The organism is Streptomyces sp. NBC_00162, from assembly GCF_024611995.1.
In the GTDB taxonomy this organism is placed as follows: domain Bacteria; phylum Actinomycetota; class Actinomycetes; order Streptomycetales; family Streptomycetaceae; genus Streptomyces.
The window spans coordinates 3,198,376-3,212,429 of sequence record NZ_CP102509.1; the positions used below are offsets into that span (position 1 = coordinate 3,198,376).

17 protein-coding genes are annotated in these 14,054 nt (G+C 71.4%); 8 read left to right on the top strand and 9 right to left on the bottom strand.

Going from position 1 to position 14,054, the window contains the following annotated elements; all coding sequences use genetic code 11:
• Positions 1–511 precede the first annotated feature (511 nt).
• A complete protein-coding gene (locus tag JIW86_RS14605) occupies positions 512–1,516 on the bottom strand; it encodes a tetratricopeptide repeat protein (protein ID WP_257554096.1) in 1,005 nt (334 codons plus the stop codon).
• Between the two features lie 228 nt (positions 1,517–1,744).
• Between JIW86_RS14605 and JIW86_RS14610 the strand changes: the two genes are divergently transcribed.
• Positions 1,745–2,377, top strand: coding sequence for a TetR/AcrR family transcriptional regulator (locus tag JIW86_RS14610; RefSeq protein WP_257554097.1), 633 nt, complete (start codon positions 1,745–1,747; stop codon positions 2,375–2,377).
• 74 nt (positions 2,378–2,451) lie between these two features.
• Here the strand turns inward: JIW86_RS14610 and JIW86_RS14615 are convergent, their stop codons facing one another.
• The 4 genes from JIW86_RS14615 to JIW86_RS14630 all read right to left on the bottom strand — a co-directional run bounded on the left by JIW86_RS14615 (position 2,452) and on the right by JIW86_RS14630 (position 6,380).
• On the bottom strand, positions 2,452–4,152 hold the full coding sequence (locus JIW86_RS14615) for an acyl-CoA mutase large subunit family protein (RefSeq protein ID WP_215140237.1): 1,701 nt from the start codon (positions 4,150–4,152) through the stop codon (positions 2,452–2,454).
• Positions 4,153–4,239: 87 nt separating this feature from the next.
• Complete coding sequence (locus JIW86_RS14620) at positions 4,240–4,569, bottom strand: DUF3817 domain-containing protein (RefSeq protein ID WP_215140238.1); 330 nt, start codon at positions 4,567–4,569, stop codon at positions 4,240–4,242.
• 44 nt (positions 4,570–4,613) lie between these two features.
• Positions 4,614–5,123 carry a MarR family winged helix-turn-helix transcriptional regulator gene (locus tag JIW86_RS14625; RefSeq protein WP_215140239.1) on the bottom strand — a complete coding sequence of 170 codons (510 nt, stop codon included), beginning with the start codon at positions 5,121–5,123 and terminating at the stop codon, positions 4,614–4,616.
• A 21-nt stretch (positions 5,124–5,144) separates the two neighbouring features.
• Positions 5,145–6,380 carry an MFS transporter gene (locus tag JIW86_RS14630; protein ID WP_257554098.1) on the bottom strand — a complete coding sequence of 412 codons (1,236 nt, stop codon included), beginning with the start codon at positions 6,378–6,380 and terminating at the stop codon, positions 5,145–5,147.
• A gap of 142 nt (positions 6,381–6,522) precedes the next feature.
• Here JIW86_RS14630 and JIW86_RS14635 point away from each other — a divergent pair, with 142 nt between their 5' ends.
• On the top strand, positions 6,523–7,521 hold the full coding sequence (locus tag JIW86_RS14635) for an ArsR/SmtB family transcription factor (protein WP_257554099.1): 999 nt from the start codon (positions 6,523–6,525) through the stop codon (positions 7,519–7,521).
• A gap of 69 nt (positions 7,522–7,590) precedes the next feature.
• Entirely contained in the window at positions 7,591–8,628 is a 1,038-nt protein-coding gene (locus tag JIW86_RS14640) for a glycoside hydrolase family 6 protein (protein WP_257554100.1), read from the top strand.
• Between the two features lie 14 nt (positions 8,629–8,642).
• Here the strand turns inward: JIW86_RS14640 and JIW86_RS14645 are convergent, their stop codons facing one another.
• Together JIW86_RS14645 and JIW86_RS14650 are read right to left on the bottom strand one after the other, a co-directional pair.
• Positions 8,643–8,939: an MTH1187 family thiamine-binding protein gene (locus JIW86_RS14645; RefSeq protein ID WP_257554101.1), complete on the bottom strand. Its 297-nt coding sequence runs from the start codon at positions 8,937–8,939 to the stop codon at positions 8,643–8,645.
• Positions 8,936–9,280, bottom strand: coding sequence for a DUF3817 domain-containing protein (locus JIW86_RS14650; RefSeq protein WP_257554103.1), 345 nt, complete (start codon positions 9,278–9,280; stop codon positions 8,936–8,938). Before JIW86_RS14650 ends, JIW86_RS14645 begins: the two co-directional genes overlap by 4 nt.
• Before the next feature lie 236 nt (positions 9,281–9,516).
• On the opposite strand from JIW86_RS14650, the gene JIW86_RS14655 reads away from it, so the two are divergent.
• The 5 genes from JIW86_RS14655 (at position 9,517) to JIW86_RS14675 (ending at position 12,865) form a co-directional block, all read left to right on the top strand.
• Positions 9,517–10,155 carry an AIM24 family protein gene (locus JIW86_RS14655; RefSeq protein ID WP_215140246.1) on the top strand — a complete coding sequence of 213 codons (639 nt, stop codon included), beginning with the start codon at positions 9,517–9,519 and terminating at the stop codon, positions 10,153–10,155.
• Positions 10,155–10,805, top strand: a complete 651-nt coding sequence (locus JIW86_RS14660; RefSeq protein ID WP_215140247.1) for an AIM24 family protein — start codon at positions 10,155–10,157, stop codon at positions 10,803–10,805. Before JIW86_RS14655 ends, JIW86_RS14660 begins: the two co-directional genes overlap by 1 nt.
• On the top strand, positions 10,802–11,629 hold the full coding sequence (locus tag JIW86_RS14665) for an AIM24 family protein (protein ID WP_257554107.1): 828 nt from the start codon (positions 10,802–10,804) through the stop codon (positions 11,627–11,629). Before JIW86_RS14660 ends, JIW86_RS14665 begins: the two co-directional genes overlap by 4 nt.
• Positions 11,630–11,697: 68 nt before the next feature.
• On the top strand, positions 11,698–12,174 hold the full coding sequence (locus JIW86_RS14670; protein ID WP_257559325.1) for a MarR family winged helix-turn-helix transcriptional regulator: 477 nt from the start codon (positions 11,698–11,700) through the stop codon (positions 12,172–12,174).
• A gap of 109 nt (positions 12,175–12,283) precedes the next feature.
• A complete protein-coding gene (locus JIW86_RS14675) occupies positions 12,284–12,865 on the top strand; it encodes a PepSY domain-containing protein (protein ID WP_257554109.1) in 582 nt (193 codons plus the stop codon).
• 70 nt (positions 12,866–12,935) lie between these two features.
• On the opposite strand, the gene JIW86_RS42180 is transcribed toward JIW86_RS14675, so the two are convergent.
• A complete protein-coding gene (locus tag JIW86_RS42180) occupies positions 12,936–13,010 on the bottom strand; it encodes a 50S ribosomal protein bL37 (RefSeq protein ID WP_099895366.1) in 75 nt (24 codons plus the stop codon).
• Between the two features lie 66 nt (positions 13,011–13,076).
• Positions 13,077–14,039, bottom strand: a complete 963-nt coding sequence (gene meaB / locus JIW86_RS14680; protein ID WP_257554120.1) for a methylmalonyl Co-A mutase-associated GTPase MeaB — start codon at positions 14,037–14,039, stop codon at positions 13,077–13,079.
• Positions 14,040–14,054 lie beyond the last annotated feature (15 nt).

The following is a 14,054-nucleotide window of genomic DNA, read 5'->3' on the forward strand; positions in this document are numbered from 1 at the left end:
CTCGGGAAGGAGCGCAGGCGGCCGGGCCGCGGCTGTGCCACGTCCGATACACCGGCGATCACCCCCGAGCGACAACCACTGGGCCACGCGTTCGCGCAACCTGGAGGACAGGCCCCGCCGGTGTGGCAGAGACCCCCCTGTCCCACGGCCGGTGCCACTGCCACCGGCCGGCTCGGTGGGGACCCTCCACCGCGGCTCCGGATGAGCGGCTCTGCGGGAAGGACCGAGCGTCGCCGATCGTGGTCCATTCCCGGCCGGGGCACAAGGGGGTTCGTTACTGGCGGGTAACGGCCAGATAACCGGAGTGAGGCCCGCAGTCGTCGGGCGGCAACACAGGGTGTCACCAAGGGCCATGACAGATCGGGGGAAGAGTGAACACACCGGACAGTTCACGGGGTTCGGCTTACTCCGAGTAACAGCGGCCGCGATTGCCAAGTTTTGGCAAAGTGCGGCCGCTGTTTATCTACGCGTCAACAAATCGCGCCGGGGCGGCGCGGGCTCGGGCGGCGGCTCAGAAGAGCACTCGCGCCAGCGCCGTACGGGCCGCCGAGACCCGCGGGTCGTCCGCGCCGATGACCTCGAACAGCTCCAGCAGGCGCAGCCGCACGGCGTCCCGGTCCTCACCGAACGTCACCCGTACGGTGTCCACCAGGCGCCCGAACGCATCCTCCACGTGCCCGCCGACCAGATCCAGGTCGGCCGCGGCGATCTGCGCCGCCGGATCGCGCGGGTTCTCGGCCGCCGCGGTGCGCACCGCCTGCGGGTTCATGTCCTGGACACGGACGAGGAGTTCCGCCTGGGCCAGGCCCAGCTTGGCCTCGGTGTTGCCCGGGTCGTCGGTCAGCACGTTCTTGTACGCCTGCACCGCGCCGCCCAGGTCGCCCGCGTCGAGCGCGACGACGGCCGCCTCGAGCAGGGCGTCGTACGGGCCGGCCGGAACCTCGGTCTCCGCGGCGGCGGCCCGGGGCTCGCCCTCGGCAGCGGGGTCCACCTCGATGCCGATGATCCCGAAGCGGTCCTCGGCGACCTGCACCAGCTGGGCGAGGGTCTCGCGGATCTGCTGCTCCGGGGCCACGCCCTGGAACAGCGGCAGCACCTGGCCGGCGACCACGGCGAAGACGGCCGGGATGCCCTGGATGCCGAACTGCTGCATCAGCATCTGGTTCGCGTCGACATCGACCTTGGCGAGCACGAGGCGGCCGTTGGCCTCGAGAGTCAGGCGCTCCAGGAGCGGGCTGAGCTGCTTGCACGGTTCGCACCACTCGGCCCAGAAGTCCAGGACGACCGGGACCTCTGCGGAAAGCTGGAGTACATCGCGTTCGAACCCGGCCTCGTCTACGTCGACGACGAGGGCGGAGGGCGGCACCGCACCGGCGGCCGGGCCTGCCCCGCCGCCCTGTGCCGCCTGCCGTGCCGATTCGGCGCGGGCCTGCTCGGCCTTGGCCTTGGCCTCACCGGCCGCCTTCACCGCGGCGAGGTCGACGACGCCGCTCATGGACATGTTTCTGGGCTGCATGCGTACATCCTCCCCCGTGTGTGCGCGCCGACGAAAAAGATCGCGCGAATTGACCTGATCCGCGATCACGGTGCTGGGCGGCGCCGGGTCCCCACCTGACGCCAGTAGCTCTTCGCGTGGTTGTCGCTCTTACGCTACGAGCCGTAGCGTAACTCCTCCCGGCCCCGCGGCGCCCCGTGATCTGAACCACAGCGGCCCATTCGGCTACCGGCGGGTATGGTCTCGGCCATGCGCAACCCCAGTCCCGGCTCCAGCACCGCCCGCACCGGCCGCCCCCGCAGCGCCGCCGCGGACGCCGCGATCCTCGCCGCGACCCGGGACGCACTGGTGGAGCTGGGCTGGTCGAAGCTGACGATGGGCGACGTCTCGGCCCGCGCCGGCGTCGCCAAGACCACCCTCTACCGGCGCTGGGCGGGCAAGAACGAGCTGGTCGTGGACGCGGTCGCGGAGCTCTTCGACTCGCTGGAACTGCCCGACCGCGGCTGTCTCGAAGCCGACATCGAGTACGTGGTCCTCCGGTTCGCGGAGCTGCTGCGGCGCCCGGAGGCCCGTACGGCCCTGATGGCGGTGGTCGCCGAGTCCACCCGGGACGAGGCCCTGCGCGACCGCATCCGGTCGGCGATCGTGGACCGGCAGAAACGTCTCGTCGTACTGGGTCGCGAACGGGCCCAGGCCCGCGGGGAACTCCCGTACGAGGAGGACGAGTCCCTCGCCGGCCGCACCACCGACCTGATATTCGACGTGATCGCGGGCACCGTGGTGCACCGCGCCCTGGTGAGCTCCGAGCCGGTGGACGAGCTCTGGGTGGCCACTTTCACGGCGCTGCTGATGCACGGCCTCCAGGGCGCGCCCCAGGCCTGAACCGGAGCCGCACAACGCGAAGGCCGGCCGAGGCGCCCCGTAAGGGCGCCGCGACCGGCCTCGCGTCGAACCGGTCAGAAGCCCGGCGGCTCCGTGTAGGTGCCCCACTCGTCGCGCAGGACGTTGCAGATCTCGCCCAGCGTGGCCTCGGCCCGCACCGCGTCCAGCATGGCCGGAATCATGTTGGACCCGTCGCGGGCGGCATCCAGCATCGCGGCCAGCGACTGCGACACCTTGGCGTCGTCGCGCCGGCCCTTGCGCGCGGCCAGCTCCCGCACCTGGACGGTCTCCACCTCGTGGCTGACCCGCAGGATCTCCAGGTCCCCGGTGACCGAGCCGTGGTGGACGTTGACGCCGACGACCCGCTTGTCGCCCTTCTCGAGCGAACGCTGGTACTCGAAGGCAGACTCGGCGATCTCCCCGGTGAACCAGCCGTCCTCGATGCCGCGCAGGATGCCGGAGGTGATCGGCCCGATGGGGTGCTGCCCGTCGGGGTGGGCGCGCAGCCCGCGCTCCTTGATCTGGTCGAAGATCTTCTCGGCGTCCGCCTCGATGCGGTCGGTGAGCTGCTCGACGTACCAGGAGCCGCCCAGCGGGTCGGCCACGTTGGCGACGCCGGTCTCCTCCATCAGCACCTGCTGGGTGCGCAGGGCGATTTCGGCGGCCTGCTCGCTGGGCAGTGCGAGGGTCTCGTCGAGGGCGTTCGTGTGCAGGGAGTTCGTGCCGCCGAGGACGGCCGCGAGGGCTTCCACGGCGGTGCGCACGACGTTGTTGTACGGCTGCTGGGCGGTGAGGGAGACCCCGGCGGTCTGCGTGTGGAAGCGCAGCCACATGGACTTGTCGCTCTTCGCCCCGTAGACCTCCTTCATCCAGCGGGCCCAGATCCGGCGCGCGGCACGGAACTTGGCGATCTCCTCGAAGAAGTCGAGGTGCGCGTCGAAGAAGAAGGAGAGACCGGGCGCGAAGTGGTCCACGTCCATGCCGCGGGAGAGCCCGAGCTCCACGTAGCCGAATCCGTCGGCGAGGGTGTACGCGAGCTCCTGCGCGGCCGTCGCCCCGGCCTCGCGGATGTGGTAGCCGGAGACGGACAGCGGCTTGTAGGCCGGGATGCCCTTCGCGCAGTACTCCATGAGGTCGCCGATGAGGCGCAGGTGCGGCTCGGGTTCGAAGAGCCACTCCTTCTGGGCGATGTACTCCTTGAAGATGTCCGTCTGGAGCGTGCCGTTGAGGAGGGCCGGGTCCACGCCCTGCCGCTCGGCGGCGACCAGGTACATGCAGAAGGCGGGCACCGCGGGGCCCGAGATGGTCATCGAGGTGGTCACGTCACCGAGCGGGATGTCCTTGAACAGGACCTCCATGTCGGCGGCGGAGTCTATGGCCACCCCGCAGTGGCCCACCTCGCCGAGCGCGCGGGGGTCGTCGGAGTCGCGGCCCATGAGGGTCGGCATGTCGAAGGCCACGGAGAGCCCGCCGCCGCCGGCGGCCAGGATCATCTTGTAGCGCTCGTTGGTCTGCTCGGCGTTCCCGAACCCGGCGAACTGCCGGATGGTCCAGGTCCGCCCCCGGTAGCCGGTGGCGTGCAGGCCGCGGGTGTACGGGTACTCCCCCGGCCACCCGATGCGCTCGAACCCCTCGTACTCGTCGCCGGGCCGCGGCCCGTAGACCGGTTCGACATCATCGCCGGAGAGCGTGGTGAAGTCGGCCTCGCGCTTGCGTGCCTTGTCGTAACGGGCCTGCCAGCGAAGGCGGCCTTCTTCGATGCCGTCTGCGTCCATACCCATGAATTTACTAGGACGTCCTAGTAAATGTCGATGGGAAACCCCGGGGAGATGTCCCCGGGGTTCGTCCGCTCGAGCCGGGTACTAGGCCTTGGCGGTGGCGAGGGAGTCGCTGACCAGCGGCTCGACCTCGGCGCGGACCTTGCGCTCGACGAAGAAGGCGGCCAGCGGAATGGTGCCGCTGAGCATGACCCAGAGCATCTTTCCGAAGGGCCACCTGGCCTTGGAGCTCAGGTCGAAGGCGAAGACCAGGTAGATCATGAAGAGCACGCCGTGGGCCTGGGACACCACGAACGTCAGATCGGCGCCCTTGTCGAAGCCGTACTTGAAAATCATGCAGGTGCACAGCACCAGCAGCATCACGGCAGTGGCAAAGGCCATCACCCGGTAGCGGGTCAGCACGCTCTTCTTCATGCGACTGAGCCTAACCGTCCGTTTTGCTCGATCTTGACGGGGGCCTAGTTCTCCTCGAAGTCCGCGGCGGCCACCCGCAGCGGGCGCAGCAGCGCGAAGATCTCCGCGCACTCCTCGGCGTCGTACGCGCCGAGTCCGAACTCGATCGCCATCAGGTCCTTGGTGGCGGCCTCGACGACCTCGCGGCCCTTGTCCGTGATGGAGGCGAGGGTGCCGCGGCCGTCGTTCGGGTTGGGCCGCTTGTCGACGAGCCCGGACCGCACCAGCCGGTCGACGGTGTTCGTCACCGACGTCGGGTGGACCATCAGCCGCTCGCCGATCTTCGACATCGGCAGTTCGCCGGCCTTGGAGAAGGTGAGCAGCACCAGCGCCTCGTACCGCGCGAAGGTCAGACCGTACGGCTTGACCACGGCGTCGACCTCGCCGAGCAGGATCTGGTGCGCGCGCATGATCGACGTGATGGCGGCCATCGAGGGCACCGGCCCCCAGCGCCGCTGCCAGAGTTCGTCGGCGCGGGCGATGGGATCGAAGGGAAGGCTGAGCGGCTTGGACACGTACCAGACCCTACCGGTCGGTCATTTGGCGGCGAGTCCCGTCTCACTCCTCGGCCGCTCCTCCTTCGGCGCGGTGGACCGGAGTTCGGCGAGGAGCAGCAGGACGACGGCCGTGCCGATGATCCCGGAAGCGGTGACGACCCGGTGGACCGGGAGGAATTCGGCGGCGAGTCCGGCCAGGGCCATGCCGACGCCCTGCAGGGTCATCAGACCGGTGCTGAGCAATGTCATCGCACGGCCGCGCAGCTCCTCGGGGACGGCCTCGAGGTACCACTGGTCGAGGCCGAGGGTGTAGGCCTGGGCCAGGCCGGCGAGCAGCAGCGCGGTGAGCGCGAGCGGTATGCCGGGCCGCAGGGCATAGAGGAGGAGCGGCAGCAGTCCGGCGGCTGCGAGCGGGACCGTGATGCGTGAACGCGTTCGGGCGGTGAGCGCGGAGCCGGCCCAGAGCTCGCCGGCGATGGTGCCGACGGGCAGTGCGCACATCAGCAGCCCCAGCGCCCCGGTCCCCGCGCCGAGACCGGCTGTATACGGGGCGAGCAGCGCCTCCGGTACGACGACGAACACGGGCGGCAGCCAGAACAGCAGGGTCAGCGCCCGGATCCGGCGGTTCCCGAGCACCGCGCGCAGCCCGGCGGCCGGGGAGCGGCGGGTACCCGCGCGGGCGGGGCGGTCGCGCGTGCCCAGGCGCAGCAGGAGCGCCGAGCCGAGGAATCCGGCGGCGGTCAGGGCGATGGCCCCGCGCGGCGCGAGGACGGTGAGGAGCAGCCCGCCGAGGCCGAAGCCGATGAGCTGGGCGCTCTGGGCCACCATGCGCAGCAGCGAGCGGCCGAGTACGAAGGTGTCGCCGGTGCCGAGGATGTCGGCGAGGGACGCGCTGCGGGCGCCCTGGAACAGCGGTGCCACGAAGGCCATGGCACAGCGCAGTACGAGGAGCAGCGCGACCGGGGTGCCCGGCAGGGCCATGGCGGCCGCGCAGGCGGCGCAGAGCAGATCGCACGCGACGAGCACCCGCCGGGCGGGGCGGCGGTCGGCGGTCCCGGCGAGCAGGGTCCCGCCGAGGGCGTAGGGGAGGAAGCCGAGGGCGAAGGTGAGCGCGCTCATCAGCGGCGAGCCGGTGGCGCGGTAGACGAGGACGGTGAGGGCGATCTCGGCGACGACCACGCCGAGCACGGACATCAGGTGCGCGGCGAAGACGGGCCGGAATTCCCGGATCCGGAAGACGGCCCGGTAGCCGGTGGCCGGGGTGACGGTTGACATGCCCGGCAGCTTCGCGGGAACTACCCTGGCCGCCGTAGAGATTCGGGCCTGGACGAATCCGGAGCCGAATCCGGGATCCAATCCCGGACGCGGACGCGGACGCGGGTGAGGACAGGGACAAGGACGGGGAGGCGGGGGCGCCGTGGGGTTCCACTTCCGTTTCGGCCCCGGCGACCTGCTGCGCTGCCGGTTCGCGATCTCCCCGCGCTGGGAGACGCAGGAGGCGGTCCGCTCCCTGCTCCGCCCCTACCGGCACACCTACCACTTGCCGTGGCTCCGGCAGGTACGGGCGGCGGCCGAAGGGCTGGACCTGCGGCCGCTGTGGCTGCTGATGCCGCGCGCGGGGCACAATCCGGACTTTCTCAGCCCGCCGCCGCTGGGCCCGTCCGTCACCCTCGAGGAGGAGCTGGCGCGGGTGCGGGCCGCCGACCCGGAGGCGGCGCGCGAGGATCTGCGGCTCTCGCTGGTCTGCACCCCCGGCGCGCTGGAGAGCGACATCGGGCAGCGGATGCTCGCGGATCCGGCGCGGGCGGTGCGGGAGTTGGCCGATCTCACCGAGCGCGCCTGGGAGGCCCTGGTCGCCCCGCACTGGCCGCGGCTGCGCGGGCTGCTGGAGGCGGACATCCTGTTCCACTCGCGGCGGCTGGCGGCCGGCGGTCTGGAGGCCTTGTTCGACGGTCTCCACCCGGACCTGCGGTGGCACGGGGACACGGACACCCTGACCATCACCCGGCCCGGCCACCACGACCGGGTGCTGGACGGGCAGGGACTGCTGCTGATGCCGAGCGCGTTCGGCTGGCCGGACGTGGTCGGCGGCTACGACCCTCCCTGGCAGCCGACGCTCGTCTATCCGGCGCGGGGCATCGGCGCCCTGTGGACGGCTTCGGCGGGCCCGGCCCCGCAGGCGCTGGCCCACCTGCTGGGCCGGGCCCGGGCCGAGGTGCTGTGCGCGCTGGACGAACCCGCCTCCACCACCGCGCTGGCCCACCGGCTCGGCCTCGCCCCGTCGACGGTCTCGGCGCACCTGGGGGTCCTGCGCGCGGCGGGCCTGCTCGTCTCGGGCCGCCACGGCCACCAGGTCCTCTACGAACGCACCCCGCTGGCGATCGCCTTGACCACGGGCAACCCCACGGTGTCGTAAGAGGGCGGCAACTGACCGTTATGTCACGAACCCGGTCCGCTGCCCGACCCTTCGTCCCGAGGAAGCCGGATGCCCGCCGCCGTGCCCCGACGCCGTCCCGTCACCGTCCTCGGCCTCCTGCTGTGCCTCGCGGCGGCCGCCGCGTGCTCCGGCGGACCCGGACCCGCCCCCGAACCGGGGCCTGGGGCCGCCGCCCCCTCCGGCGCCGGGGCCGATACCGGAACCGGCGAGTCCCCGTACTGGGTGGACCCGCAGACCGATGCCGCCCGGCAGGTCGCCGCCTGGGAGGCGGCGGGCCGCAACAGCGACGCCCAGGTGCTGCGCAGGATCGCGGACCGGCCGATGGCCCTGTGGGGGCCGGGCGGCGATCCGGGGCCCGAGATCCGCCGGGCCGGGGCCGGGGCCAGAGCCACCGGGCGGACCCTGGTGCTCGCCGCGCACAACCTCCCGTACCGCGACTGCGGCCCGCGCTCGGCCGGCGGCGCCAAGAACGCCACGGACTACCGCCGCTGGATCGGCGCCTTCGCCGACAGCATCGCGAACACCAAGGCCGTCGTCATCCTGGAGCCGGACGCGATCGCGCACGTCGTCGACGGCTGCACCCGGCCGGAGCACCACGCCGAGCGCTACCGGCTGCTCTCCGAGGCCGTCGGCCGGCTCAAGCGCAACCCCGGCACCAAGGTCTACCTGGACGCCGGCAACCCGGCCTGGATCCCGAACCCGCTGGACCTCGTCGAGCCGCTCTCCAAGGCCGGCCTCGCGCGCGCCGACGGCTTCGCGCTCAACGTCTCCAACTTCCAGCCCGCGGCCGCCACCCGGGCGTACGGCGCCGAGATCTCCGAGGCCGCCGGCGGCAAGCACTTCGTCGTGGACACCGGCCGCAACGGCGAGGGCCCGCTGCCCGGCGACCGCGGGAAGGCCTGGTGCAATCCGCCCGGCCGGGCGCTGGGCACACCGCCGACCGACAGGACGGACGACCCGCTCGTCGACGCGTACCTCTGGATCAAGCGGCCCGGCGAGTCCGACGGCCCGTGCCGCGGCGGCCCGCGGGCGGGCACGTGGTGGCCGGACTACGCGCTGGGACTGGCGCGCCGGGCCAGGGAGTGACCGGCGGCGGGGCCTCAGCCCCCGGCGAGGTGGCGTTCCACCGTTTCGACCTTCGAGGTCATTCCGTCGGAGACCCCGGGTCGGATGTCGGCCTTCAGGATGAAGGAGACCCGCGGCGCCCGCTCCTCCACGGCGGCCACCGCACGCCGGACCACGTCCATGACCTCGTCCCACTCACCTTCCACGGTGGTGAACATGGCGTCCGTGCGGTTGGGCAGCCCCGACTCGCGGACCACGCGGACCGCGTCGGCGACGTACTCCCCGACCTCTTCACCGACCCCCAGCGGGGTCACCGAGAACGCGACGATCACGCGTCGGCCGCCTGCCGGGCACGGGCCGCGATCACGCTGTCGGCCTCGTCCCGCTTGAGCAGCCGGTCGCCGTACAGGCCGCCGAAGGGCAGCAGCGCCAGCACGAAGAACAGCGCGACCCTCTTGACGGGCCACTTCGCCTTGTTCCAGACATCCAGCAGGAAGACCGCGTAGATGACGAACAGGATCCCGTGCAGGATGCCGAGCGGCATCATCAGGTAGTCGATGTCCGAGATCCGGCTCAACAGCGAGCCGAAGATCAGCAGAGCCGGGAACGACAGCGCCTCCGGGACGGAGATGAGGCGCAGCCGGTGCAGGGCGGAAGCGGTCTTGATGTCCACGGGGGAACCTTCGGGGTGGGAGGCCGGGGGCCGTTCCAGTGTCTCAGCCGCTTTGCGGGATCTTGACCCGGGCCCCTGTCCGCCGGAATCCGCGCGCGGCCGCGGGCTGCCGAGGACGGCCAAGGCGCCCCCGCGCGCCGGGATCGCGCCCGGATCGCGCCCGAAACCGCCCGGGTGTGGCGCATATCGGCCACGAGACCCTGTTCGCGTCCGCCCGCTGCCGATAACGTCATCCCGTGGCTCAGTTCCGACTCCAAGGCAGCAAGGTGCTCGCCGTCGACCTGACCGGGGATGCCGTGAAAGCGAAAAACGGCTCCATGGTCGCGTACGACGGCCAGATGGCCTTCAAGAAGATGACCGGCGGCGGCGAAGGCATCCGCGGGATGGTGACGCGCCGTCTGACCGGCGAGCAGATGACCGTGATGGAAGTGCAGGGGCACGGCACCTGCTTCTTCGCCGACCGCGCGAGCGAGATCAATCTGGTCAGCCTGCGCGGTGAGAAGCTCTACGTCGAGTCCAGCAACCTGCTGTGCACCGACGCGGGGCTGCGCACCGGCACGACCTTCACCGGTCTGCGCGGCGCGACGACGGGCAACGGCCTGTTCACCACGACCGTCGAGGGCTCGGGCCAGGCGGCGATCATGTCCGACGGCCCGGCGGTGGTGCTGCGCGTCAGCGCCCAGTACCCGCTCTCCGTCGACCCGGGGGCGTACATCGCGCACACCGGCGACCTCCGGCAGTCCTTCCAGTCCGGGGTGAACTTCCGCACGCTGATCGGCGAGGGCTCCGGCGAGTCCTTCCAGATCCGCTTCGAGGGCGAGGGCCTGGTGTACGTGCAGCCCAGCGAGCGCAACACCATCGGGGGCGACATCTGATGCCGTTCCGCGAGATCAACTCGAAGATGGTCGAGGCCCAGGTGATCCCCGGGCAGAAGATGTACAGCCAGCGCGGCGCGATGCTCGCGTACCGCGGCGAGGTCTCCTTCACCCCGAGTCTGACCGGTGGTCAGGGCGGGGTGATGGGCATGATCGGGCGCCGGGTGGCCAACGAGCAGACCCCGCTGATGACGGTCGAGGGCAGCGGCACCGTGATGTTCGGCCACGGCGGCCACCACATCCAGGTGATCAGCCTGACCGGGGAGACGCTGTACGTCGAGGCCGACCGGCTGCTGGCCTTCGACGGAACCCTCCAGCAGGGCACGATGTTCATGGGCTCGCAGGGCGGGGTCATGGGCATGGTCCGCGGCCAGGTGACCGGCCAGGGCCTGTTCACCACGACGCTCAAGGGCCACGGCGCGGTCGCCGTGATGGCCCACGGCGGGGTCATCGAACTCCCCATCACCCCCCAGCGGCCGGTCCACGTGGACCCGCAGGCGTACGTCGCCCACCACGGCGACGTACGCAACAAGCTCTCCACCGCGCTCGGCTGGCGGGACATGGTGGGGCGCGGCTCGGGTGAGGCGTTCCAGCTGGAGCTGTCCGGCCAGGGCGCGGTGTACGTACAGGCCTCGGAGGAGAAGCTGTGAACTTTGGCCCCGTGACGGCCGGACCCGGCGGCGCCGGCGGTCCAACGGTCTACGACCCGTACACCCTGCCCTCCGACGACAACGTGAACGCGTACACCTTCTGCGTGGAGCTCAAGGGGAGCCAGTGGTTCCTGCAGAAGGGCAAGATGATCTCGTACTACGGGAGCATCGAGTTCAACGGCATCGGCAACGGCCGCTTCGACCGGCTGCTGCGCACCAGCTTCCACTCGCCGCTGCACGCCAGCGACTGGGTGGTGGCCGAGGGCCAGGGCAAGATGCTGCTGGCCGACCGGGCCTTCGACGTGAACTCGTACGACCTGGAGAACGGGAACCTGACGATCCGGTCAGGCAACCTGCTCGCGTACCAGCCCTCGCTCGCCCTCAAGCAGTCGATCGTCCCGGGCTTCCTGACGCTGATCGGTACCGGAAAGTTCGTGGCGGCGTCCAACGGGCCGGTGGTGTTCATGGAGCCGCCGCTGCGCGTGGACCCGCAGGCGCTGGTGGGCTGGGCGGACTGCCCCTCGCCGTGCCACCACTACGATCATGGCTACATGTCGGGCGTGATGGGCGGGCTGCGCTCGCTGACCGGCCTCGGCGGCACCTCGGGCGAGGAGCACCAGTTCGAGTTCGTCGGAGCGGGAACCGTTCTGCTGCAGTCCTCGGAGATGCTGATGGCGGAGCAGGCGGTCGGCACGGTCGGCGCCGGTGCGGCCACGGGCAACGCGCAGGGCGTTCCGGGGGCCGGCCAGGGCCCGCTCGGGCAGCTGGGCGTACCGCGGATGCCTGGGCAGCTGGGTGATCTCCAGCGCCGCTTCGGACTGTGATCCCCCAGACGCACGACCAACTTTTGTACGTAATTCAACTTCTTAGGTAGAGTTCATTCATGGAGACCATGGAGACCGAGACGGCCACCCGGTGGCTGACCGACGCCGAGCAGTGCGCCTGGCGCACCCATCTGGACGTCAGCAGACTGCTGATGCACCAGCTGGAAAAGGATCTCCAGCCTTTCGGACTCACCAACAACGACTACGAGATCCTCGTGAACCTCTCGGAGTCGCCCGAGCACCGGATGCGGATGAGCGATCTCGCGACCTCCACGCTGCAGTCCAAGAGCCGGCTGTCCCACCAGATCACGCGCATGGAGGCGGCGGGCCTGGTCCGCCGCGTGAACTGCGAGTCCGACCGCCGCGGCCTGTTCGCGGTGCTCACGGACGAGGGCATGGAGACGATGCGCAAGGTCGCACCGCACCACGTGGCGTCCGTCCGCCGGCACTTCATCGACCTGCTGCCGCCGGAGGCCCTGGCTGCGCTGCGCGAGTCGCTGAACCCGGTGGCGGACCACCTGCGCGGCACCCGCGGCAAGACCTGAGGCCACCGCGCCCTGCTCGGCGATCGGCCTGACAATGGGTGGGAACGCTCGCTGCCGGCCGCCCGCCGGGCAACCGTCAGAGGTGATGGCCGGCCTGAGGAGGTCAGCCATGAAGCGCAACCTGTACGTCTCCGCGGCCGCGTCCGTGGTCCTGATGGCGGGAGGCCCGGTGGCGGCCGCGGCAGCGGCATCCGCCGACACGGCGAGAACCGTCCCGGCGGCCACCGCCGCCCGGGGCGACGTCACCGCGGAGGCCGCGATCGCCGCGGCCCTGAAGAACTACCCCGGAGTGGTCGAGTCCCTCGACCGGGACGGCAACGTCTGGCACGTGGACGTGATCACCAAGGACGGCAAGGGTCACGCCGAGCTGGAGGTCGACGCCGCGACCGGCGCGGTCACCCGACAGAACGTGGACACCGGCGAGGACAGCAGCGAGCACAAGGAACTGCTCGCCGCCAAGGTCACCGCGGGGCAGGCCGGCAAGGCCGCCGTCGCCGCCCATCCCGGGCAGGTCTGGACGGTCGAGTGGGATGCAGACGACAACGGCAAGGCCCCGTACTGGCATGTCGAGGTGAGGGGCGCCGACGGCAAGACGTGGGACGCCTCCGTGGACCCCACGACCGGCAAGGCCACCGCGCAGTCCGACTCGGACGGAGACTCGGACAGCGACTCGGACGGCGGCAACGGCTGACCCGCGGACGAAAGCAGCCGCGCTCCCCTGCCGGGGGCGCGGCTGCTTTCGTACTGCTCAGACGGTGCGGTCAGGCGTTGGGACGCTTGCCGTGGTTCGCCTTCTTCTTCTTGCGTGCTCGCTTCTTGTTGCCGCGCTTGGCCATGAGCCACTCCCTGAATCGGGGTAATCCGGGCGTTCGCCAGTCTAGGGGCGCCGCGCCGGTCCCGCATCAGAGTTCGGTCAGACTGCCCAGCAGGACGTCGGCGGCCGCGTACGGATCCAGCTCGCCCACGGCCACCCGGGCCGCCAGCGCGTCCAGCCGGGAGTCCCCGTGCAGATCGGCCATCCGGGCGCGCAGGGAGGTCACCGCGATCGTCTCCACCTCGCGCGCCGCGCGCGCCGTGCGCCGCTCCGCCAGGATCCCCCGTTCGCCCATCCACGCCCGGTGCTTCTCCAGCGCCTCGACGAGTTCGTCGATGCCCTGGGCCCGTGCGGCGACGGTCTTGATGATCGGCGGGCGCCAGTCCTCCGGCCCCCGGGACTCCCCCAGGCCCAGCATGTGGTTCAGCTCCCGGGCGGTGGCGTCCGCGCCGTCCCGGTCGGCCTTGTTCACCACGTACACGTCGCCGATCTCCAGGATCCCCGCCTTCGCGGCCTGGATCCCGTCCCCCATCCCGGGCGCCAGCAGCACCACCGAGGTGTCCGCCTGAGCGGCGATCTCCACCTCCGACTGCCCGACCCCGACCGTCTCGACCAGGATCACCTCGCAGCCGGCCGCGTCCAGCACCCGGATCGCCTGCGGGGCGGCCCAGGCGAGACCGCCCAGGTGGCCGCGGGTGGCCATGGACCGGATGTAGACCCCGGGGTCGGAGGCGTGGTCCGACATCCGCACCCGGTCGCCGAGCAGCGCGCCGCCGGAGAACGGCGAGGACGGGTCGACGGCGAGGACGCCGACCCGCTTCCCGGCCTTGCGGTACGCCGAAACGAGCGCCGAGGTCGAGGTCGACTTGCCGACACCCGGCGAGCCCGTCAGCCCCACCACGTACGCGTTGCCCGTCAGCGGGGCCAGCGCCGCCATCACCTCGCGCAACTGCGGGGACGCCCCCTCCACCAGCGAGATCAGCCGGGCCACCGCTCTCGGCCTGCCCTCACGTGCCTGGGCCACCAGCTGGGGGACGTCCACCGCCGTCATACGTGCTGCGCTCCT

Excerpts from the sequence above, each read along its gene's own strand:
- JIW86_RS14605 (WP_257554096.1), bottom strand. The coding sequence starts at position 1,516 with ATGCAGCCCAGAAACATGTCCATGAGCGGCGTCGTCGACCTCGCCGCG.
- JIW86_RS14610 (WP_257554097.1), top strand. The coding sequence starts at position 1,745 with ATGCGCAACCCCAGTCCCGGCTCCAGCACCGCCCGCACCGGCCGCCCC.
- JIW86_RS14615 (WP_215140237.1), bottom strand. The coding sequence starts at position 4,152 with ATGGACGCAGACGGCATCGAAGAAGGCCGCCTTCGCTGGCAGGCCCGT.
- JIW86_RS14620 (WP_215140238.1), bottom strand. The coding sequence starts at position 4,569 with ATGAAGAAGAGCGTGCTGACCCGCTACCGGGTGATGGCCTTTGCCACT.
- JIW86_RS14630 (WP_257554098.1), bottom strand. The coding sequence starts at position 6,380 with ATGTCAACCGTCACCCCGGCCACCGGCTACCGGGCCGTCTTCCGGATC.
- JIW86_RS14640 (WP_257554100.1), top strand. The coding sequence starts at position 7,591 with ATGCCCGCCGCCGTGCCCCGACGCCGTCCCGTCACCGTCCTCGGCCTC.
- JIW86_RS14660 (WP_215140247.1), top strand. The coding sequence starts at position 10,155 with ATGCCGTTCCGCGAGATCAACTCGAAGATGGTCGAGGCCCAGGTGATC.
- JIW86_RS14670 (WP_257559325.1), top strand. The coding sequence starts at position 11,698 with ATGGAGACCGAGACGGCCACCCGGTGGCTGACCGACGCCGAGCAGTGC.
- JIW86_RS14675 (WP_257554109.1), top strand. The coding sequence starts at position 12,284 with ATGAAGCGCAACCTGTACGTCTCCGCGGCCGCGTCCGTGGTCCTGATG.
- meaB (WP_257554120.1), bottom strand. The coding sequence starts at position 14,039 with ATGACGGCGGTGGACGTCCCCCAGCTGGTGGCCCAGGCACGTGAGGGC.